The 19947-nt window shown below is 70.7% G+C and carries 20 protein-coding genes; 2 read left to right on the top strand and 18 right to left on the bottom strand.

The annotated features are described in order from the left end of the window. Window positions 1–4: 4 nt before the first annotated feature. From JHW41_RS10360 to JHW41_RS10305, 12 genes are all read right to left on the bottom strand, one after another. Entirely contained in the window at window positions 5–664 is a 660-nt protein-coding gene (locus JHW41_RS10360) for a MotA/TolQ/ExbB proton channel family protein (protein WP_057947995.1), read from the bottom strand. 27 nt (window positions 665–691) lie between these two features. After that, entirely contained in the window at window positions 692–3100 is a 2409-nt protein-coding gene (locus JHW41_RS10355) for a DNA internalization-related competence protein ComEC/Rec2 (RefSeq protein WP_250449841.1), read from the bottom strand. A 447-nt stretch (window positions 3101–3547) separates the two neighbouring features. After that, complete coding sequence (locus JHW41_RS10350; RefSeq protein ID WP_078997540.1) at window positions 3548–4372, bottom strand: ATP-binding cassette domain-containing protein; 825 nt, start codon at window positions 4370–4372, stop codon at window positions 3548–3550. Window positions 4373–4412: 40 nt separating this feature from the next. Next, on the bottom strand, window positions 4413–5657 hold the full coding sequence (locus JHW41_RS10345) for a lipoprotein-releasing ABC transporter permease subunit (protein ID WP_057947998.1): 1245 nt from the start codon (window positions 5655–5657) through the stop codon (window positions 4413–4415). Between the two features lie 101 nt (window positions 5658–5758). Next, entirely contained in the window at window positions 5759–6313 is a 555-nt protein-coding gene (locus JHW41_RS10340) for a hypothetical protein (RefSeq protein WP_250449840.1), read from the bottom strand. Window positions 6314–6395: 82 nt separating this feature from the next. Beyond that, window positions 6396–6668: a succinate dehydrogenase assembly factor 2 gene (locus JHW41_RS10335; protein ID WP_078997542.1), complete on the bottom strand. Its 273-nt coding sequence runs from the start codon at window positions 6666–6668 to the stop codon at window positions 6396–6398. Between the two features lie 47 nt (window positions 6669–6715). Continuing rightward, window positions 6716–7135: an MAPEG family protein gene (locus JHW41_RS10330; protein ID WP_057948000.1), complete on the bottom strand. Its 420-nt coding sequence runs from the start codon at window positions 7133–7135 to the stop codon at window positions 6716–6718. A 239-nt stretch (window positions 7136–7374) separates the two neighbouring features. Continuing rightward, on the bottom strand, window positions 7375–8163 hold the full coding sequence (locus JHW41_RS10325; protein ID WP_057948001.1) for a succinate dehydrogenase iron-sulfur subunit: 789 nt from the start codon (window positions 8161–8163) through the stop codon (window positions 7375–7377). A 15-nt stretch (window positions 8164–8178) separates the two neighbouring features. Further along, window positions 8179–9933, bottom strand: coding sequence for a succinate dehydrogenase flavoprotein subunit (gene sdhA, locus JHW41_RS10320; RefSeq protein WP_057950151.1), 1755 nt, complete (start codon window positions 9931–9933; stop codon window positions 8179–8181). A gap of 42 nt (window positions 9934–9975) precedes the next feature. Beyond that, window positions 9976–10374: a succinate dehydrogenase, hydrophobic membrane anchor protein gene (gene sdhD, locus JHW41_RS10315; protein WP_250449839.1), complete on the bottom strand. Its 399-nt coding sequence runs from the start codon at window positions 10372–10374 to the stop codon at window positions 9976–9978. Continuing rightward, window positions 10371–10766 carry a succinate dehydrogenase, cytochrome b556 subunit gene (gene sdhC / locus JHW41_RS10310; RefSeq protein ID WP_057948003.1) on the bottom strand — a complete coding sequence of 132 codons (396 nt, stop codon included), beginning with the start codon at window positions 10764–10766 and terminating at the stop codon, window positions 10371–10373. The genes sdhD and sdhC overlap by 4 nt, the downstream gene beginning before the upstream one ends. A 114-nt stretch (window positions 10767–10880) precedes the next feature. Then, the gene (locus tag JHW41_RS10305; protein ID WP_250449838.1) at window positions 10881–11243 is read right to left on the bottom strand and encodes a DUF1674 domain-containing protein; all 363 of its coding nucleotides are present in this window, start codon (window positions 11241–11243) and stop codon (window positions 10881–10883) included. On the opposite strand from JHW41_RS10305, the gene JHW41_RS10300 reads away from it, so the two are divergent. Beyond that, window positions 11139–12002, top strand: a complete 864-nt coding sequence (locus JHW41_RS10300) for a YgfZ/GcvT domain-containing protein (RefSeq protein WP_428995499.1) — start codon at window positions 11139–11141, stop codon at window positions 12000–12002. The two genes, JHW41_RS10305 and JHW41_RS10300, sit on opposite strands and share 105 nt — an antisense overlap. Before the next feature lie 79 nt (window positions 12003–12081). On the opposite strand, the gene JHW41_RS10295 is transcribed toward JHW41_RS10300, so the two are convergent. Then, window positions 12082–12558 (bottom strand): hypothetical protein, encoded by a 477-nt coding sequence (locus tag JHW41_RS10295; RefSeq protein ID WP_138885099.1) that lies wholly within the window; start codon window positions 12556–12558, stop codon window positions 12082–12084. 10 nt (window positions 12559–12568) lie between these two features. Between JHW41_RS10295 and JHW41_RS10290 the strand changes: the two genes are divergently transcribed. Continuing rightward, the gene (locus JHW41_RS10290; protein WP_250449836.1) at window positions 12569–12892 is read left to right on the top strand and encodes a hypothetical protein; all 324 of its coding nucleotides are present in this window, start codon (window positions 12569–12571) and stop codon (window positions 12890–12892) included. On the opposite strand, the gene JHW41_RS10285 is transcribed toward JHW41_RS10290, so the two are convergent. The 5 genes from JHW41_RS10285 to JHW41_RS10265 form a co-directional block, all read right to left on the bottom strand. Then, window positions 12883–14073, bottom strand: coding sequence for a S1 family peptidase (locus JHW41_RS10285; RefSeq protein ID WP_057948006.1), 1191 nt, complete (start codon window positions 14071–14073; stop codon window positions 12883–12885). The genes JHW41_RS10290 and JHW41_RS10285 overlap by 10 nt on opposite strands. 191 nt (window positions 14074–14264) lie before the next feature. After that, on the bottom strand, window positions 14265–16244 hold the full coding sequence (gene asnB, locus JHW41_RS10280) for an asparagine synthase (glutamine-hydrolyzing) (RefSeq protein WP_250449835.1): 1980 nt from the start codon (window positions 16242–16244) through the stop codon (window positions 14265–14267). A gap of 5 nt (window positions 16245–16249) precedes the next feature. After that, window positions 16250–18544: a thiamine pyrophosphate-dependent enzyme gene (locus JHW41_RS10275; protein ID WP_250450941.1), complete on the bottom strand. Its 2295-nt coding sequence runs from the start codon at window positions 18542–18544 to the stop codon at window positions 16250–16252. 81 nt (window positions 18545–18625) lie between these two features. Next, entirely contained in the window at window positions 18626–19276 is a 651-nt protein-coding gene (locus JHW41_RS10270; protein ID WP_078997572.1) for a glutathione S-transferase family protein, read from the bottom strand. After that, complete coding sequence (locus tag JHW41_RS10265; RefSeq protein WP_078997573.1) at window positions 19273–19833, bottom strand: GNAT family N-acetyltransferase; 561 nt, start codon at window positions 19831–19833, stop codon at window positions 19273–19275. The genes JHW41_RS10270 and JHW41_RS10265 overlap by 4 nt, the downstream gene beginning before the upstream one ends. Window positions 19834–19947 lie beyond the last annotated feature (114 nt).

Genomic DNA, 19947 nt, shown 5'->3' with positions numbered 1-19947 from the left:
CGCCTCAGCCCTGGCCGCCGGCCAGGCGCACCGGACGCGGCTCGCTGGCGCGGCCTTCGCCGGGATGCTGTTGCAGCACGTCGACCAGGGCGATGGCCTCGTGCTCCATCGCCACGATGTACTCGGACACGCGGCCGCGGAACCAGCGGTGCGCGATCAGCGCCGGGATCGCCACGATCATGCCGGTGGCGGTGCACACCAGCGCCTTGCCGATGCCGCCGGCGAGCTGGTTGACGTCGCCGATGCCTTGGTCGTTGATGACCAGGAACATCTGGATCATGCCGACCACGGTGCCGAACAGGCCGAGCAGCGGGCCGGCCGCGGCGATGGTGCCGAGCGTGTTCAGGTAGCGCTCCATGCGATGGACCAGATGCCGGCCCACGTCCTCGATGCGTTCGCGGATTTCCTCGCGCGGACGGCCGCGCACGTCGAGCGCGGCGGCCAGCAGCGCGCCCAGCGGCGCGGTCGCGCGCAGCGATTCGATGTGGGCGGGGTCGAGCTTGCCGCCGGCGGCCCAGGCGCGCACTTCCTGGCCCAGGTTCGGCGGCAGCACCGCGCGCCGGCGCAGGGTCCACAGCCGCTCGATGATGATCGCCAGGGCCAGCGCCGACAGGATCAACAACGGAATCATCGGCCAACCGCCGGCCTTCACCAGTTCCAGCACTCGCGAACCTCCGGCCCATGGCCGACTTCAATCCGGGCGATAGGATAGCCCAGGCGCGCGCCGGGCCGCGTCCCACAGCCGCGGGTGTGCTTGGCGTCGCGATTCCAGAACCGGGCCGGCCCCGCTTTCGCGCCCGTGCGCCGGCGCGCCCAGCCGAATCCGCAGGGCGCCGTCCGCGGCGGTGTCGGCGACCGCCGCGCCGGCCCGGCGCCAACGCTCGAGCACATCCGCGCGCGGATGGCCGAAACGATTGCCGTGGCCGCTGGACGCCAGCGCGTAGCGCGCGCCGGTCGCGCGCACGAACGCCGGATCGGAGGATTCGGCGCTGCCGTGGTGGGCGATCAAGACCACGTCGGCGCGCAAGCTGTCGGCCGGGGACAGCGCCGCGCGCCGGACCAGATCGCGCTCGACCACTTCGCCGATGTCGCCGGTCAGCAGCGCGCTGCCGTGTTCGGTGTCGATGCGCAGCACGCAGCTGGACTCGTTGCGCAGATAGGGAAAGTGCGCGGGCGGATGCAGGAAACGCAGGCGCACGCCGTCCCAGCGCCATTCGCGGCCGGCCTCGCAGGTCCGCAGGCGCAAGCCGCGCAGCGCCGCGCCTTCGACGTCCGGCGGCGCGAACCGCAACGGCGCGGGAAACGCGCGCAGCACCGCGGCCAGGCCGCCGGCATGATCCTGGTCGCCGTGGCTGGCGACCGCCGCATCGAGCCGGCGCACGCCCAGGGCGTGCAGCGCCGGCACCACCGCGCGCTCGCCGGCGTCGAAACCGTCGCGCACCGCCGGGCCGGCGTCGAACAATAGGCTGTGGTTCGCGGTGCGCACCAGCACCGACAGGCCCTGCCCCACGTCGATCACCACCAGTTCGGCCTCGCCCGGCGCGGGCAGGCGCCGATCCGGCCACAGCAGCGGCAGCCACAGCAACACCGCCAGCGCCTTGCCGGGAGTGCCGCGCGGCAGCAGCAACCAGAACGCGCCGAGCAAGGCCAACGGCAAGGCGAACCAGCGCGGCTCGGGCAGCCACCACAAGGCCAGGCGGCTGCCGGCCAGGGCCTGGAACCCGGGCCAACCGGGTTCGAAACAGGCCGCGGCCCAGCGCCAGGCGAACTCGCCGGCGCCCGCGTGCAGGGTTTCCAGGCCGGTGCCGAGCAAGGCCAGCGGCACCACCAGCAGGCTCCACCACGGCACCGCGACCAGGTTCGCCAGCGGTCCGGCCAGCGAGGCCTGGCCGAACAGCGCCGCGCACACCGGCAGCAAGCCCAGGCTGGCCACGCCCTGAGCCGAGACGAAGCCGCCCAGGCGCTCGCGCCAGCCGCCTTCGCCCATCGTCGGCAGGCACCACAGCAACCAGGCCACGCCGAGGAAGCTGAGCCAGAAACCGGCGCCGAGCACGGCCAGCGGATCGGCCAGCACGACCGCGATCGCGGCCAGGGCCAATGCGTCGACGCCATGGCCGCCGCGGCGCGCCAGCCGCAATCCGGCCACCACCGCGATCATCAGCCAGGTGCGCACGGTCGGCAGGGCGAAGCCGGCCGCGGCCGCGTACAACAGGCCGCCGAGCATCGCTGCCACCGCCGCCGCTGCCACCGCCGGCACGCGCCGGCCCAGTCCCGGCCACAGCCGCCACAGGCCGCGCGCGCACAAGGCGAAGAAACCGGCGACCAGGCCGACATGGAAACCGGAAATCGCGATCAGGTGGGTGAGGCCGTTGGCGCGCAACACCTCCCAATCGGCGTCGTCGAGGCCGCGGGTGTCGCCGAGCGCGAGCGCGCGCACGAAGCGCGATCCCGGCGTCGTCACCGCCGTGGCGATGCGCTCGCACATCGCTTCGCGCCAGGCGTCCAGGCCGGCCGGCGGCGCCAGCACGCGCGCCTGGGCGGCGGGATCGCGCAAGTAGCCGTTCGCGCCCAGGCGCTGCGCCAGCGCGTACTTCTCCGCATCCGGACCGCCCGGGTTGCGCAGTCCGCGCGGCGCGCGCACCCGCGCCTGCAGGCGCCAGCGCTGGCCGGCCTTCAACGCCGCGCGCGAGCGCGGATCGTCGTCGTACCACGCCAGGCGCAGCAGGCGCCCGCGCAGCGGCGCCGGTTGCGCCGCATCGTCGTCGACGCGGAAGCGGAACTGGGTGCGGCGCGTTTCGTGCGTCGGCAGATCGACGATGCGGCCGCTGACGGCGACGTCGCGCCGTTCCCAATCCGGCGGCAATTGCAGCGCCAACGCATGCGCCGCATGCAGGCTCGCCAATGCGAAGCCGAACGCGAACGCGGCCAGCGCGCGGGCGCGCCGCAAGCGCCACCAGCCGACCGTCGCCGCCGCCGCCAACAGCAGCGCCATCGCCGGCCAGGGAAGCAACCGCGGCGACGCCAGCGCGGCGCCGATGCCGGCGAGCAAGGCGATCGCGACGAGTTTCCCGAAGGGCGGCGTCCTTGCCGCGTCGAACATGGCGTTGCTCCTTCGCCGTCAAATGGGTTGCGCCGGCGCGTGCCGCGATCCGTGCGCAGGATCGCGCAGCACGTCGGTCGGTATGGAGAACCTTAGCGTTGCGACGAAGACGAGCGTATGGCTCGACAGCCGCAGCGCGTGTAGGTCATGGGCGTAACGGCGTGTCGGAAAACGACGGCGGGAGTTCAGCCGGCGCTGCGGGCACGGCGTCGGCGCGAACGAGGATGCCGCGTTCGCATCCGGGCATTCGTCGTGGCTGTGTTGTCGCGGTCGCGGCTTGCGCCGCTCCTACAGTCGGATCGCGCGAGCGGCGCGGCACGCTGGAAATGGCGCGGACCACGGCATGGGAGACGCCGCTCGCGTCGGCGCGTTCGCCATTTTCACGGTGTCGCGGTCGCGGCTGGCGCCGCTTCTACAAGCGGATCGCGGCGACGGCGCGGGCGAGGATCAAACCTCGCCCGGCGGCAATTGCCGCAGCTTGCCTTCGTGCAATTCCATCACCCGGTCCAGGCGCCGGGCCAGGCGGCGGTCGTGAGTCACCATGACCAGACTGGTGCCTTGGTCGCGGTTGAGCGCGAGCATCAGCTCGAACACGGTCGCGGCGGTCTTTTCGTCGAGGTTGCCGGTGGGTTCGTCGCCGAGCACGCAGGCCGGGCGGTTGACCAGGGCGCGCGCGACCGCGGCGCGCTGGCGCTCGCCGCCGGACAGTTCGCCGGGCTTGTGATTGAGGCGATGGCCCAGGCCGACCGATTCGAGCAAGCTGCGCGCGCGTTCACGTGCGGCTTCCACGTCGGAATACGAACGCGTCAAGTAACGCGGCAGGTCGTAGAACAGGAAGCCGGGGATGCCGAGCAGGATCGCCCCGACGCCCATGCCTCCGGGGCGCCGCCCGAACCACCAGTCGCGCAACCGCAACGGCTGGCCGCTGAGCAGGATCGGCAGCATCACGTTCTCGAGCGCGGTGAATTCCGGCAGCAGATGGTGGAACTGATAAACGAAGCCCAGCGACTCGTTGCGCAATATGCCGCGCGAGCGATCCGACAACGCGCTCATGCGGTGGCCGCAGACGTAGACCTCGCCGCCGGTGGGCTTGTCCAGTCCGCCCAACAGATGCAGCAACGTGCTCTTGCCGGCGCCCGATGCGCCCAGAATCGCGACGGTCTCGCCGCGCCGCACCGACAGTTGCAGACCGTCGAACACCGGGGTGTGCAGCTTGCCTTCCGAATAGGTCATCGCCAGCCCTTCGCAGGACAGCACGATGTCGTCGGCCATCGGGGCCTCGGTCGGCGCGCTCGCCGGCGGGATGCGCTTGTCACTCATACCGCAGCGCCTCGGCCGGGGCCGTGCGCGCGGCGCGCCAGGCGGGATAGATGGTGGCCAGGAACGCCATGGCCAGCGCGACGCAGGCGATGACGGTCACGTCGCTCGTGCGCAGGTCGGTCGGCAGTCCGGTGATGTAGTAGACGTCCTCGGGCAGCAGCTGCACGCCGAGCACGGCCTCGATGGCCTTGAGAATGTGTTCCAGGTTCAGGGTCAGCACGATGCCGCCGATCACGCCGAGCACGGTGCCGATGATTCCGATCAGGGTGCCCTGGACCACGAAGATGCGCATCACGCTCATCGGCGTGAGGCCGAGGGTGCGCTGGATCGCGATGTCGGCCTGCTTGTCGGTGACCAGCATCACCTGCGAAGACACCAGGTTGAACGCGCCCATCGCGATGATCAGCGACAACAGGATCGCCATCACCGTCTTCTCCATCTTCAGCGCGCGGAACATGTTGGCGTTGTCGCTGCTCCAGTCGGTGACCCGGTATGGGCCGCCGAGGTTGACCGCGAGGTCGCGCGCCACGTCCCAGGCCTGGTCCATGTCGTGCAGCTTCAGGCGCACGCCGGTGACGCCCTCGCCCATGCGCAGCACCCGCTGCATGTCCTGCATGTTGGCGACCGCCAGGCCCTTGTCGTATTCGTTGTAGCCGGCCTCGAAGACGCCGCTGACGGTGAAGCGCTTGAGCTGCGGCATCGCGCCCATCGGCGTGCTGCGGCCGTCGGCGGTCATCACCACCACGCTGTCGCCGACCTGGGCGCCCATCCACAGCGCCAGCTCCTTGCCGAGCACGATGTTGAAGCTGCCCGGCGTCAGCGAATCGAGCTTGCCCTGGACCATCTTGTCGGCGAGTACCGAGACCCGCCCTTCCAGCGCCGGATCGACGCCGCGCACGATCGCCGGCTGCTGGCGCGCGGCCGAGAGCAGCGCCTCCTTCTCCACGTACGGCGCGGCGCCGGCCACGCGCTGGTCGGCGGTGGCCATCTCGACCGCGTGGCGCCAGTCCTGCAGCGGCTCGCCGTAGGCGCTGACGGTGGCGTGCGCGGCCATCTGCAGCATGCGGTCGCGGATTTCGCGCTGGAAGCCGCTCATCACCGCCAGGGTGGTGATCAGCGCGGTCACGCCCAGGGCGATGCCGGCGATGGAGGCGAGCGAGATGAAGGAGATGAAGCCGTTGCGGCGCTTGGCGCGCAAATAGCGCAAGCCGATGGCGACTGAGATGGGTTTGAACATGTAGCCGGGATTGGGGATTAGGGATTGGGGATTGGGCGGAAATCCGGGGTCGGCGCGGCGCGCCGCGTTCCTGTCCCGAGTCCCGGATCCCTAATCCCCGCTCATGGTGCCACCGAACGCGGTGCGGGCGCATCGATTGCGACCGCGGCGGCCAGCCGGAGTTCACGCCGGCCGTGGGCGTCGAGGCTGTCGGGCCACCACAGCAGGCGCCCGCGGCGGCCCTGGGCGTCGCGGAACTCCAGCCGCGCCAGCGGCCCGCGCCAGTACAGGCGGGCATGCGCGATCGGCGCATCGTCCAACCAGGCGCGGGCGCCGGTCAGGCGCAGGCGGCGCGGCGGGCGGCGCAGTTCGCGCCGGGCCAGGGCCGCGCCCCACCCCGCCGCCAGCGCGGCCACGGGCCAGCCCAGATGCGCCGGCAGTTCGCTGGCGAGCGCGGCGACGCCGGCCAGCAGGCCGAGCGCGGCCAGCGCGGCGGCCAGCAGCCGCGAGGCGCGCCAATCGACGCAACCCGGCGCGGGTCCTGCGTGCGGCGCGGAGGCGAACGCCCGGGCGAGGCCCGACCGCAGCGACCGCAGCGATCCGGCCAGCCGTCCGCCGACCCGCGCGGCGACGCGCATCGCCGCCGCGGCGGCGTCCGTGCCATCGCAGGCAGTCATGCCATCGCAGGCATTTGCGCCCTCGCGCGCGCGATCCGATGCCGGCCTCAACGCCGGCTGCGATCCAGCCGCCGACGCCGGCTCAGACCGGCAAGTTGCGGATCTTCTCCACCAACGCCTGCAACTGCGCATCCTGCGCTTCCTCATGGCCCATGAACCAGTGCCAGAGCTTATCGTCCTCGGTTTCCAGCAGGCGTAGGAAAACTCCGCGCTCGTGTTCGGACGATGCGCGCCATGCGCGGTCGAGATAGCGCCCGAACAGTTGGTCGAGCTCGCGCATGCCGCGGCGGCAGCGCCAGCGCAGGCGGCGCAGTTCGAGCTCGTCGCGCTCGTCGGCGGAAGGGGTGTCGCTCATCCAGATCTCCTGCGATTGCAAAATCCGCGCGGGCAGCCGCGGCCGGGTTACGTCAGCAGGCCGACGCCGATGCGCGCCCACAGCAGCCACAGCGCCAGGCCGCCGGCGGCGTAGGCGTAGAAGCGATGCATGACCTTGTTGTAGCCGCATTGGATCGCGCTGTGGGCGATGCGCAAAGCGACGAACAGCCAGGCCAGGGTCAGCGTCGCGGTGTCGGCCAGGCCGTTGAGCGCGGCCACCACCAGGGCCAGGTAGAACAACACCGGCAATTCGAACAGGTTGCGGAAATTGTCCGCGGCCCTAGACTCGGTCAGCTTCGCCACCGCTTGCGCGGAGGTCGCCACCGATTGCGGATGGATGCGATCGCGCTTCATCTGGCCGATGCGCACGTAGAACAGGCGCAGCCATACCACGCAGGTCAGCACGGCCATCGCCAACGCCGGCAGGAAGATCGTCTTGGTGTCCATCGTGTCCATCGGATGCTGCGCTCCCTGGAAGGCCGCGCGCGGCGCGGCGTGCGAACGGGGCGCGGCGCCGGCCCATCGCCGGCGAGCGCCAGCGCGCATCCTCCGCCAAACCGCGCGCGGCCGCCACTGCACCTGTGGCCGATGCGACGGCGCGAACGAAAACGCCGCCGCCCGCGGTGCGGACGGCGGCGTCGGCGACGCTGCGCTGTTCTCGACTCGAACGCTTGCGGCCCGAGCCCTCAGACCCGGCGCTGCAGCATCAGCTTCTTGATCTCGCCGATGGCCTGGGCCGGGTTCAAGCCCTTCGGGCAGGTCCGCGCGCAGTTCATGATGGTGTGGCAGCGATACAGCTTGAACGGATCTTCCAGATCGTCCAGGCGCGCGCCGGTGTCCTCATCGCGCGAATCGATGATCCAGCGATAGGCCTGCAGCAGGATCGCCGGGCCGAGGTAGCGGTCGCCATTCCACCAGTAGCTCGGGCAGCTGGTCGAGCAGCACGCGCACAGGATGCACTCGTACAGGCCGTCGAGCTTCTCGCGGTCGGCCGGCGACTGCAGGCGCTCGCGGTCCGACGGGGTCGGGCTCTGGGTGCGCAGCCACGGGCGGATCGACGCGTACTGGGCGTAGAAGTGGGTCAGGTCCGGAACCAGGTCCTTGACCACGTCCATGTGCGGCAGCGGATAGATCGGCACGTCGTTCTTGGCGTCGCCGCAATCGGCGATGGCGCGGGTGCACGCCAGGGTGTTGGTGCCGTCGATGTTCATCGCGCACGAACCGCAGATGCCCTCGCGGCAGGAGCGGCGGAAGGTCAGGGTCGGGTCGATCTCGTTCTTGATCTTGATCAGCGCGTCCAGAACCATCGGGCCGCACGAGGCCAGATCGACCTCGTAGGTGTCGACGCGCGGGTTCATGCCGTCGTCGGGGTTCCAGCGGTAGACCTTGAAGGTGCGCGGCTGCTTGGCGCCCGGCGTCGCCCAGTGGCGGCCCTTCTGGATCTTGGAGTTCTTAGGCAGTGAGAATTGGGCCATGTCGGCGGCTCCTGATCAGTAGACGCGCTTGGCCGGCGGGATCGATTCGACATCCCCCGTCATCGGCTGCATGTGGACGGGGCGATAGTCGATGCGGGTATTGCCCTTCTCGTCCACCCAGCACAGCGTGTGCTTCTGCCAGTGCGCGTCGTCGCGCTCGGGGAAGTCCTCGTGCGCATGCGCGCCGCGCGATTCCTTGCGGTTCTCGGCCGAGACGATGGTCACCAGGGCCTGGTCGAGCAGGTTGGCCAGCTCGAAGGTTTCGATCAGGTCCGAGTTCCACACCATCGAGCGGTCGGTGACCTTGACGTCGGCGAACGACGCGTGGATGTCGCGCATTTTCGCCACGCCCTCGGCCAGGGTCTGGCTGGTGCGGAACACCGCCGCATCGGCCTGCATGGTGCGCTGCATCTTGTCGCGGATGACCGAAGTCGGGGTGCTGCCGCTGGCGTTGCGCAGCTTGTCCAGGCGCGCCAGGGCGATGTCGCAGGCGTCGGCGGCGAGCGGCGCCTGCTTGGCGTCCGGAGTGATGGTTTCCGCGCAGCGGTTGGCGACCGCGCGGCCGAACACCACCAGGTCGAGCAGCGAGTTCGAGCCCAGGCGGTTGGCGCCGTGCACCGACACGCAGGCGGCTTCGCCGATCGCGTACAGGCCCGGCACGACCGCGTCGGGGTTGCCGTCGCGCAGCTGCACCACTTCGCCGTGGTAGTTGGTGGGGATGCCGCCCATGTTGTAGTGCACGGTCGGGATCACCGGGATCGGCTGCTTCTCGACGTCGACGCCGGCGAAGATGCGCGCGGATTCGGCGATGCCCGGCAGCTTCTTGTGGATCACTTCGGGGCCGAGGTGGGTCAGGTCGAGCAGGATGTGGTCCTTGTGCTCGCCGACGCCGCGGCCGTCGCGGATTTCCATGGTCATCGCGCGGCTGACCATGTCGCGCGGGGCCAGGTCCTTGACGCTCGGCGCGTAGCGCTCCATGAAGCGCTCGCCGCTGCTGTTGCGCAGGATGCCGCCTTCGCCGCGCACGCCCTCGGTGATGAGGCAGCCGGCGCCGTAGATGCCGGTCGGGTGGAACTGCACGAACTCCATGTCCTGCATGCCCAGGCCGGCGCGCAGGGCCATGCCGCCGCCGTCGCCGGTGCAGGTGTGGGCCGAGGTGGCGCTGAAGTAGGCGCGGCCGTAGCCGCCGGTCGCCAGCACCGTGCCCTGCGCCTTGAACAGGTGCAGGGTGCCTTCGGCCATGTCCAGCGCGAGCACGCCGCGGCAGGCGCCGTGCTCGTCCATGATCAGGTCGAGGGCGAAGTATTCGATGAAGAACTGCGCGTCGTGCGCCAGCGACTGCTGGTACAGGGTGTGCAGGATCGCGTGGCCGGTGCGGTCGGCGGCGGCGCAGGTGCGCTGCGCCGGCGGGCCCTTGCCGAACTTGGTGGTCATGCCGCCGAACGGACGCTGGTAGATCTTGCCGTCGTCGGTGCGCGAGAACGGCACGCCGTAGTGTTCCAGCTCGATGATGGCCGGAATCGCCTCGCGGCACATGTACTCGATGGCGTCCTGGTCGCCGAGCCAGTCCGAGCCTTTGACGGTGTCGTAGAAGTGGTACTTCCAGTTGTCGTCGCCCATGTTGGCCAGCGCCGCGGCCACGCCGCCCTGCGCCGCCACGGTGTGCGAACGGGTCGGGAACACCTTGGTGATGCAGGCGGTCTTCAGGCCCTTCTGGGCCAGGCCGAAGGTGGCGCGCAGGCCGGCGCCGCCGGCGCCGACCACGACCATGTCGAAGCTGTGTTCTTGGATCTTGTAGGCAGAGGCCACGGATCAGGCTCCCAGCGCGATGCGGATGATGGCGAGCACGCTGGCCAGGGCCGCGAGTGCGCAAACGAAAACGATGGCGATCTGCGAGGCCATCGCCAACAGCGGGGCGTGGACGTAGTCCTCGACGATCACCTGCAGGCCGAGCCGCGCGTGCCAGAACATCGCGATCACGAACGCGCTCAACAGCACCGCGTTGCACGGGTCGGCGACGCTGGCGCGGACGCTGGCGTAGTCGCCGCCGATCCACGACACGATCAGGCCGATGGTGTACAGGCTCAGGAAGATCAGCGCGATCGCGGTGACCCGCTGGACCACGAAGTGGTGGGTGCCGTACTGGGCCGAGCCCAGGCCGCGCGCGGACTTGAGCGCGGTACGCGCTTCCTTCTGGCTGAAGATGCTCATGCGCCACCTCGCGACATCATGGCGACGATCCAGATCAGCGCGGTCAGCACGAGGCTGCCGATGACGCTGGTCCAGCTGCTGCGGATGAAGGTCTGGACCTTGAAGCCGAAGCCGGCGTCCTGGACCAGGTGGCGGATGCCGTTGAGCAGGTGATAGGCGAAGGCCCAGGTCCAGCCGAACAGGATCAGGAAGCCCAGCGGCGAGCGCGCGCAGGCGATGAAGCTCGCCCAGGCGTCGGGCCCCGCGGCCAGGGCGGTCAGCGCCCAGGCGATCAGCAGGGCGCCGATGGAGAGGATGACACCGGTCGCGCGGTGCAGGATCGAGGTCGCCATCTGTACCTGCCAGCGGTAAACCTGCAGGTGTGGCGACAAAGGTCGTTCGCGGTTCGCCATGAGGGTATGGCAATCTCGGCTGGGCGGCGGCGCCGCGTGGCGGGGAAGCGTGCGGGCACGCCGGTGTGGGGGTTTGGGACGGTGCTTGAAAAGCGAACGACGCGGACCGATCGGCTAGAAATCGATGCAGCGTCCGTTCTTTTCCCAGTCGCCGTAGCGGGTCGGTTCGAGACCGTCGCGACCACCGTGCTCCTTGGGCGGCTGCGCTTGCGCAGCGGGCTCAACCGGAGCGTCCTTGGCGGAAGGCGATGCGCCTCCCGTCTCGGCCGCGCCGGACACGGGGGTCGCCGGGATCTCGGACGCGTCGTCCGAACGTGCTTCCGGGGTGGTTTCGCCTATCATCACAGCGTTAAATATTAATTCCCGGCCCCCATGCCTGACAACCCGCACGCCTTGCCCGGACAGGCCTTCGCCCTGCCCGGTCAACGACTCATCGCTCTGGAGGGCCGCGACGCCGCGGCTTTCGCCCAGGCGCAATTCATGAACGACGTCAAGGGCTTGGCCGACGGCCACTGGCAGTGGAGCGGCTGGCTGACGCCCAAAGGCCGCGCCGTGGCCCTGTTCGCGCTGCTGCGCCTGTCCGAACAGCGCATCTGGCTGGTCGTGCCCGATGCCGACGCCGATGCGCTGGTCGAGGCGCTCAAGCGCTTCGTGTTCCGCAGCAAGGTCGCGATCGGCGCGCGTGAAGACCAAGTGATCGAAGGCCGTTTCGGCGCGCCGGAGCGCGCTGCGGGCGCGGTTATCGACGGCGATGGCGACGACAGCGTGGAGATCGACCTCAGCGGCGACGGCGGCGCGCGGACTTTGCGCATCGTGGCGACCGGGCGCGCGGCTGCGGCCGATGCCGATCTCGCCGAGCGCTGGGCCGAGGCCGACCTGCGCCACGGCCTGCCGCGGCTGCCGGCGTCGCAGGCCGGGCAATGGACGCCGCAGCAGTTGTCGCTGGACCGGTTGCGCGGCTACAGCGTCAAGAAAGGCTGTTATCCGGGCCAGGAAATCGTCGCCCGCACCCACTTCCTCGGCAAGGTCAAGCGCGGGCTTGCGCTGTACCGCTGCGAGGGGCCGGTGGAAACCGGCGCCAAGCTCATGGCCGGCGAAGAGACGCTCGGCGAGATCGTCGCTCGAGCCGGCGAATGGGCGCTGGCGGTCGCCGGGCTGGATCGCGAGCCGACGCCGGCGCAGGCCGGCGCGACGCTCTTGCAGCCGCAGCCGTTGAGCGCGGGGCTGGAGCGCTGAAGCGCGCGTTGCGCGGCGATCGCCGCGCGACGCCGGACGAGGCAGAGCGCGACGGTCGCCGCGCCCTGCCCCGCCGCATTCACTTGCGCGCGGCGACGGTTTCCGGCGGGAAGTAGAAATCCATTTCCTGGCGCAGCGCCAGCACCGCCGGATCCTTGGCGATCTTGGCCGCGGCGTCCGGCACGGTCGACTTGACCCATTCCATGCCCGCCTTGCCCAAGCCGCCGGCGTCCACCGCCCACAGGTTCTGCGCGCGGGTCGCGGTGCGTTCGAACGTGTAGCCGGTCAACGGACGGCCGTTGAGCATGACGTCGTACTTGATCACCAGCCGCTCGCTGCTGACCATCGGAATCAGGCCCAGCGTACTGCCGGCCAGCACCGCGCTGAGCAGGCCCGCGGCCATGCCGCCGGCGGTCGGACGTAAGGTGTGGGTGACCATCAGCGACAACGGGCTGCCGACCAGTTCCTTGTCGAGCGCGGCGAAGTTCGGATCGGACTTGAGCCCGGTGTAGATCTCTTCCTCGGCGACCGAGGCGAGGAAACGCATCGGCGGCAAGGCGACGGCCTTGGATGCGACGACGGTCGGCGCCGTCGCGACGGGCGCAGGCGCCGAAGACGCAGGCGCGGCCGGCACGGACGCAACAGGCGCGGGCGCGGGCGCGGCGACCGTGGCCGGCGCAGGCGCGGCCGCGGCGGACGGCACCGAAACCGCGGCGGACGCCGCCGGCGCGGGCACCGGCGCCTGGATCGGCGTGCGCGCCGGTTCGTACGCGCCGGCGCCCAGCGGCGCCAGCAAGGACAGAGCAAGCAACGGAACACGGGTCATGCAAGCGCGGATCATGCAAGCGCGGATCATGAAAGCACGGATCATGGCGGCCCCTTACTGGTAGCAGTTGAGCTGGACGGTGTTCGACAGCGCGGCCTGATTGGCCGTCTGCATGCTGCCCGCGCCCTGCGCGCGCAAGGTCTCGAACGGCACCTTCTCGCGTTGCAGGAACATCGCCACGTAGCGCCCGTCGAGGGCGAAGTTGACGTTCTGCGGAATCAGCCCGAGCTTGGCCATGCTCTCGGCGTTGAGCGTGCTGACCGCCACGCCGAGCAGTTCGCCGTTGTCGGACACGATCGGTCCGCCGCTGTTGCCGGGCTGGATCGGCGCGGAAAACTGGAACATGCCCATCGAACCGCGCGGCCCGCGGCTGGCGCTGACGTTGCCGCGGGTGACGTTCGGCGAGTCGCCGAGCACGCCCTTGAGCGGATAGCCGACGCTGGTGATCGACTCGCCCAGCTCGATCGCCTGACCCTGGCGCAACGCCAGCGCCGCGGCGCGCGGCTTGCCCGAATCGAGCACGGCGACGTCGAGCAGGTCGCTGGCCGCGCGCGCCTTGACCGGGAAAGTCGCGCCGTCCTGGTGCGCTTCCATCGCCACGCAGTTGCGCGCCACGTGCGCGGCGGTCAGCAGCTGGCCGTCCTTGTTGACGAAGAACGCGGTGCCGGTGCGCAGCGGCTTGCTGCGGTCGACCAACGCGGTCAGGTCGATCTTCGCGGTCGCGCCGGTGGCCGGGAACTTGACCGGGTCGGGCTGCAACGCGCCCTGCACCTGCGCCATCACCTGCTGCACCGCTTGCCGGGTCACGACCTGGGCGCTGGCGCCGAAATTGCCGTACTTCAGCGCGGTGCTCTGCTCGGCGGCGCCGCTGTTGAGCTTCTTGCCGTCGGCGCCGTAGACGTCGTACGCAACGGTCAGGGTCAGCTTGCCGCCTTCGGTCGACCACTTCGGCGCCAGGTCCAGCAGCAGGCCGTAGCGCTCGTCCTTGCCCGCCGGAACCACGTGCAGGGCCGGGAAATAGCGGCGCCCGACCTCATCCAGCGCGTCGCCCAGGGCCTTGCCCGGCTCCACCCACATGTTGATGCGCGGCAGGTAGGTGTTCGACGTCAGCATCGACGGCGGCACGTACACCGCCAGTTCGGCGGCGCTGGCGACGACCGGCGCGTTGTTGCGCGGCGGCGCGGCCAGCGCGGGCAGGGCCAGCGCGGCGAGCGCGAGAAGCAGGGGCGACACGGACAAACGCATGGGTCGGTTTTCCTAACGCGACCGCGCCCGGCGGGCGGAAGCGACCCGGGGCGCGCGGATTTACTGGGACGTCCGGCCTTTGGCTCCCCCTAAGGCCAACCGTGACGGGAGTTTAACCACGTCGGGGCGGCGATCACAGCCGGGGCGGCGCCGCCGGTCGCGGACGGGCGCGCGGCGCGCCCGGGCAGGCCTCAGAGCCCGCCGTCGCCGCTGCTGGAACGCGCCAGCGCCTCGCCGGCGCCGTCGCGCTGCTGGCGCCAGTGCTCGTGCCAGGCCTGGAACATCAACACGTTCCACAGATGCGTGTGCCAGCGCTTCTCGCCGTCGACGAAGGCGCGCCACAGGCCGTGGACGAGGTCGGCGTCGAAGTAACCCTGCGCGCGCAGCCGGTCCGGGGCGAGCAATGCCTCGGCCCACTCGCGCAGGTCGCCGCGCAACCATTGCGAGACCGGCGCGCCGAAGCCGCGCTTGCCGCGGTCGACCATCGCATCGGGCAGATAGCGCCGCAGCACCCGCTTGAGCAGATGCTTGCTGCCGCCGTCGTCGCCGCGTTTGTAGTGCAGCGGCAGCGACCACGCGAACTCGGCCACGCGCGTGTCCAGCAACGGCGCGCGCGCCTCCAGCCCGACCGCCATGCTGGCGCGGTCGACCTTGCACAGCAGATCGTCGGGCAGGTAGACGCTGTAATCGGCCAGCATCATCGCGTCGGCCGCGGTGCCGCGGCCGTCGAGCGGTTCGGCCAGGTCGTACAGCGTCGGCGGCAGTTGCGCGCCGGGCACCGCCGCCTGCGGAAAGCGCCAGCGCACGATCCGGTTGCGGTAGACATCGCCGATCCCGCGCGCGCCCATCTCGGCGGCGAACGCGGCGAAGCCGCCGGCGCGCGAGGCTTCGCCGTGGTCCTGCGCGCGTCCGGCCAGCCAGCGCCGCAGCGGTGCCGGCACCCGGTGCAGCAGGCTCAGGTTGCGCAAGGCGCGCTCGTAGCGCTTGTAGCCGAAGAACAGTTCGTCGCCGCCGTCGCCCGACAGCGCCACCGTGACCAGGTCGCGGGCGAGCTTGCACACCAGCGCGGTCGGCACCTGCGAGGCGTCGGCGAAGGGTTCGTCGAACATCGCCGGCAGCCGCGGCACTACCGCCAGCGCGTCGCCGCCGCTGACGTAGAGCTCGGTGTGCGCGGTGCCCAGGTGCCGCGCCACTTCCAGCGCGAGCGGCGCCTCGTCGTGGTGCGAGCCTTCGAAGCCGATGGTGAAGCTCTGCACCGGCTTGGCGCTGAGCGCCTGCATCAGCGAGGTCACCACCGACGAATCGGTGCCGCCGGACAGGAACACGCCGACCGGCACGTCGGCGACCATGCGCAGGCCGACCGCCTCGCGCAGCAGTTCGTCGAGGCGGTCCTCGGCGGCGTCGATGTCGCCGTCGAACGGATCGGCGATCGCCGCACGCATGCGCTCGGCGGCGTTCCAGTAGCGTTGCTGGTCGCGCGCCGGATCGTGGGCGCCCGGGCCGCGGGCGATGGCGGCCGCGTCCAGGCGCAGCAGCGCGCCCGGCGCCAGCTTCCAGGTGTCGGCGTGGATGCAGTACGGCGAAGGCACGTAGTCGTAACGCAGCAGCAGCGCCAGCGCGTCGCGGTCGACGCCGTTGTCGAACTGCGGATGCCGCCACAACGCCTTGAGTTCGGAGCCGAACACCAGGGTGTCGCCGGCCCAGCCGTAGTACAGCGGCTTCTTGCCGACCCGGTCGCGCGCCAGCCACAGCTCGGCGCGCTCGCGGTCCCACAAGGCGATGGCGAACATGCCGTTGCAGCGCGCGATCGCCGCTTCCACGCCCCACTGCGACACCGCCGCCAGCAGCACCTCGGTGTCGGAATGGCCGCGGAAGCCGTGGCCCAGGCCGAGCAGTTGTTCGCGCAGTTCGGCGAAGTTGTAGATCTCGCCGTTGTAGGCGATCACGTAGCGCCCGTCGGCCGAGGCCATCGGCTGATGGCCCAGCGGCGACAGGTCGAGAATGCTCAGCCGGCGATGGGCGAGCGCGATGCCGGCCTGCGGATCCGCCCAGACGCCGCCGTCGTCGGGGCCGCGGTGGTGCAGCGCCTCGCCCATCGAAGCGGCGAGCGCGCACAGGTGCTCCTGGTCGAGATCGTTGCGCGGACGCAGCAGTCCGGCCAGTCCGCACATCGGCGTCAGCCCTGCGCCAGCGCGTCGGCGGCGCGGACGATGTCGTCGTCGCCCGGGATCACCAGGAACGCCGCGCCGGCCAGCGGGGTGTAGGTGTCCACGCCGACCACGCGCTGCAGCGGCACGCCGCCGAAGCCGGCCTCGGCCAGCGCGGTGATCACGCCCTCGCCCACGCCGGCGCTGCGGCGGCCTTCGTCGACCACGATCACGCGCTTGGCGCCGCGCGCCTGCTCGGCGATGTAGGCGTCGTTGAGCGGCACCAGCCAGCGCAGATCGACCACGCGCGCCTTCCAGCCGCGCGCCTGCTCGATCCGGCGCGCGGCGCGCAGGCTCATCGGAACGCCGTTGCCGTAGGTGAAGATCACCAGGTCGTCGCCTTCGCTGCCGTCTTCGGGCGCATACACCCTGCCCTCGCCCAGCGTCATGGCCTGGTCCGGCGACGGATACGTCGTCAGCCATTTGCCGTCGCCGGCTTCGTACAGGTCCTTGGTCATGTACAACGCGATCGGCTCCAGGAACACGGCCACGCGGCCGTCGACCTTGGCCAGCGCGGTCAGCGTGCGCAGCATGGTCGCCGCGTCGTCGCCGCGCGAGGGACAGCCGACCACCAGGCCGGGAATGTCGCGCAAGGCGGTGATCGAGTTGTCGTTGTGGAAGTGGCCGCCGAAGCCGCGCTGGTAACCCAGGCCGGCGATGCGCACCACCATCGGGTTGCGATACTGGTTGTTGCTGAAGAACTGCAGCGACGCCGCCTCGCCGCGGATCTGGTCGCAGGCGTTGTGGAAATACGCCAAGTACTGGATCTCGGGAATCGGCAGCAGGCCGACGTTGGCGAAGCCCTGCGCCAGGCCGAGGATCATGGTTTCGTCGAGCAGGGTGTTGAACACCCGGCGCGGGCCGAACGCCTTCTGCAGGCCCTTGGTGACGGTGTAGACGCCGCCCTTCTGCGCCACGTCCTCGCCGAACAGCAGGGTTTCGGGGTACTTGGCGAACAGGTCGTGCAGCGCGTTGTTGATCTGGATCGCCAGGTGCCGCGGCGGCTGCGCCTCGGGCAGCTTGGCTTCGCTGCCGAAGGCCTGCAGGCGGCGCTCGGCGTAATCGGCGCGCTGCGCTTCGGCCTGGACCGCGTCGGGCGTGTACGGCGCCAGCGGCGCGATCACGTGTTCGAGGGTCTCGATCTTGGGCCGGCGGTCGGCGTCCTCGGCCGCGGCGAAGCAGCGCGCGCGCGTGGCCTCGTACAGCGCGAGCACCTCGTCCTTCGACATCAACCCCGACTCCAGCGCGATCGCCGCCGAGCGCAGCAGCGGGTCGCTGGCTTCGACCGCGCACAGTTCCTCGACCGGGCGCCATTCGATCTCGAAGTCGGTGCCGGCGTGGCCCATGATGCGGGTGGTGCGCAGGTGCAGGAAGGTCGGACGGCGGCTGTTGCGGCAATGCTCGACCGCGCGCTGCACGTCGGCGTAGCCGCTGGCAAGGTCGAGGCCGTCGGCGGCGAAATAATCCAGCCCGTCCATGTTGCGGAAACGGTTGCCGATCCAGCCGCCCGGGGTCTTCACCGAGATGCCGATGCCGTTGTCTTCGCACACGAACAGCACCGGCGCCGGCAGCTTCTGGTACGCGGTCCAGGCGGCGGCGTTGAACGCGGTCTGGGCGGTGGCGTGGTTGGCCGAGGCGTCGCCGAAGGAGCAGATGGCGATGCTGTCGTCGGGGATCGGCAGCGCATGGCCGAGGCGGCGCGCGGTCTCGATCGCCACGGCGGTGCCCAGCGCCTTGGGCAGGTGCGAGGCGATGGTCGAGGTCTGCGGCAGCACCCACAACGGCTTGCTGCCCCACACCTTGTGGCGGCCGCCGGACGCCGGATCCTCGGCGCTGGCGGCAAAGGACAGCGCCGAATCCATCACCGGGTCCATGCCCGGCAGCTTGCGGAAGCGTTCGGCCATGAAGCCGCCGCTGCGGTAGTGCAGGAACGCCGGATCGGTGTGGCGCGCCGCGCGCGCGACCATCGCATTGCCTTCGTGGCCGCTGGAACCGATGGTGTAGAAGACCTTGTTCTGCACCCGCAGCACCCGCGCCATCAGGTCGAGATGGCGACTGATCAGCTGCGATTCGAACAGCTCGCGAAAGCCGCGCGCGTCCAGCGCGCTGCCGTCGAGGATCGCCTCTTCCGGCGCCGGGCGCGCGTCGCCGCGGCCGTTCCAGGCCTTCACGAACTCGACGAAATTGACGTCGCAGATCTCGGCCCGGTTGAGGCCCTTCATGCGCGCCGGGATCGGGCTCGCGACCGGGTTGAAGTTCGGCATCTGGCTGAAGATCGAAGACTGCGGTTGCGCTGACATCGGGGACTCCGCCGCCCTGTCCGGGCCGGCTCGACTAGGGGGAATTCAGAGGGAACGGTTGCTTTCGGCGATCCGCTGCGCGGCCTGCGCGTCGGGTTCGGGCAAGGCCACGAAGCGCGGCGTGGCGCGCACCCGCGCCAGCCACGACACGATCGCGGGATAGCCGTCCAGCGCGATGCCGCCGTGCGCGGCGACGTCGGTGTAGGCGAACAAGGCGATGTCGGCGATGCCGTAGCGCTCGCCGGTGAACCAGGCGCGATCCTGCAAGTGGCGCTCCATCACCGCCAGCGCCTGGTGGCCGCGCTCGCGCAGCGCCGGCAGGTCGGCGCGGCGCGGCGAATCCAGCGGCGTCCAGCCGGCGATGAAGCGGGCCACGGCGATGCTCGGCTCGTGGCTGTACTGCTCGAAGTTCATCCAGCTCAGCGCCTGCGCGCGCTGCCACAGGTCGGCCGGCAGGAATTCGCTGCCGTCGGCCAGGTAGTAGAGGATCGCGTTGGATTCGCTGAGCGTGCGCCCGTCGCCGAAATCCACCACCGGCACCTTGCCGTTGGGATTGAGCGCGAGGAACTGCGCGGTGCGGGTCTCGCCGCGGCTGCTGTCGACTTCGACCCAGCGATAGCGCTCGCCGAGCTGCTCCAGCAGCAGGCGCAGCTTGTGGCAGTTGCCCGAGGGCGAGAAGCCGTGGACGGTGATCATGCCTGCGCGGCCCCGGCCTTGCGCCGCGCGCGCCATTCCTCGCGACTCTGGCCCCACACTTCCACTTCCTTCTCGTGGAAGGGTTCGGGCAGGCGGTCCTGGCGCAGGTAACGCGAGCCGAGCTTGCGCGCCACGCCCTTGGACGCGAGGTTGCCGGCGTCGATGGTGTGGATCACCTCGCTCCAGCCCAGATGGTCGAACGCCCAGTCGATGCTCGCGGCCGCGCCTTCGCTGGCATAGCCCTGCCCGCCCGCGCTCTCGACGATGCCCCAGCCGACCTCGGTGCCCGGCCAGCCGTCCGGCTGCCACGGGCCGAGCCGGCCGATCCAGCGGCCCGAGGACTTTTCGAACACCGAGAAGAAGCCGTAGCCGAGCGCAGCCCAGGAGCCGATCACCGACATCAGCCCGCGCCAGGCCACCGGCCGCGGCTGCGGGCCGCCGATGTACTGCAGGTAGTCGCCGGCGCCCATGAACTGCGCCCAGGCGTCGAAATCCTCCAGCCGCGGCGGGCGCAGGAGCAGGCGCGGGGTTTCCAGTTCGATGTCGGCGATCGTCATCATGGATCGGTTCCCCGGAATGCTCTGGCTTGGCTTGGAAAGCCCCCGCCCCGCTTGCGGGACAGGGGTTGCGGCGAGGGCAACGCAGTTGCCGCGCGCGCCCTCATCCGGCCC

The sequence above is a fragment of the Lysobacter enzymogenes genome, assembly GCF_023617245.1.
GTDB lineage: Bacteria > Pseudomonadota > Gammaproteobacteria > Xanthomonadales > Xanthomonadaceae > Lysobacter > Lysobacter yananisis.
The sequence above is the reverse complement of the archived record's forward strand: the minus strand, read 5'-3'. Positions and strand labels throughout refer to the sequence as shown.

What these genes read in the sequence shown, in the direction of transcription:
- JHW41_RS10345 (WP_057947998.1), bottom strand. Translation starts at nt 5,657, where the DNA reads ATGTTCAAACCCATCTCAGTCGCCATCGGCTTGCGCTATTTGCGCGCC.
- JHW41_RS10265 (WP_078997573.1), bottom strand. Translation starts at nt 19,833, where the DNA reads ATGACGATCGCCGACATCGAACTGGAAACCCCGCGCCTGCTCCTGCGC.
- sdhC (WP_057948003.1), bottom strand. Translation starts at nt 10,766, where the DNA reads ATGGCGAACCGCGAACGACCTTTGTCGCCACACCTGCAGGTTTACCGC.
- JHW41_RS10330 (WP_057948000.1), bottom strand. Translation starts at nt 7,135, where the DNA reads ATGGACACCAAGACGATCTTCCTGCCGGCGTTGGCGATGGCCGTGCTG.
- JHW41_RS10355 (WP_250449841.1), bottom strand. Translation starts at nt 3,100, where the DNA reads ATGTTCGACGCGGCAAGGACGCCGCCCTTCGGGAAACTCGTCGCGATC.
- sdhA (WP_057950151.1), bottom strand. Translation starts at nt 9,933, where the DNA reads ATGGTCGTGGTCGGCGCCGGCGGCGCCGGCCTGCGCGCCACCTTCGGC.
- JHW41_RS10285 (WP_057948006.1), bottom strand. Translation starts at nt 14,073, where the DNA reads ATGCGTTTGTCCGTGTCGCCCCTGCTTCTCGCGCTCGCCGCGCTGGCC.
- JHW41_RS10270 (WP_078997572.1), bottom strand. Translation starts at nt 19,276, where the DNA reads ATGATCACCGTCCACGGCTTCTCGCCCTCGGGCAACTGCCACAAGCTG.
- JHW41_RS10325 (WP_057948001.1), bottom strand. Translation starts at nt 8,163, where the DNA reads ATGGCCCAATTCTCACTGCCTAAGAACTCCAAGATCCAGAAGGGCCGC.
- JHW41_RS10335 (WP_078997542.1), bottom strand. Translation starts at nt 6,668, where the DNA reads ATGAGCGACACCCCTTCCGCCGACGAGCGCGACGAGCTCGAACTGCGC.
- JHW41_RS10340 (WP_250449840.1), bottom strand. Translation starts at nt 6,313, where the DNA reads ATGACTGCCTGCGATGGCACGGACGCCGCCGCGGCGGCGATGCGCGTC.
- JHW41_RS10350 (WP_078997540.1), bottom strand. Translation starts at nt 4,372, where the DNA reads ATGGCCGACGACATCGTGCTGTCCTGCGAAGGGCTGGCGATGACCTAT.
- sdhD (WP_250449839.1), bottom strand. Translation starts at nt 10,374, where the DNA reads ATGAGCATCTTCAGCCAGAAGGAAGCGCGTACCGCGCTCAAGTCCGCG.
- JHW41_RS10275 (WP_250450941.1), bottom strand. Translation starts at nt 18,544, where the DNA reads ATGCCGAACTTCAACCCGGTCGCGAGCCCGATCCCGGCGCGCATGAAG.
- asnB (WP_250449835.1), bottom strand. Translation starts at nt 16,244, where the DNA reads ATGTGCGGACTGGCCGGACTGCTGCGTCCGCGCAACGATCTCGACCAG.
- JHW41_RS10300 (WP_428995499.1), top strand. Translation starts at nt 11,139, where the DNA reads ATGCCTGACAACCCGCACGCCTTGCCCGGACAGGCCTTCGCCCTGCCC.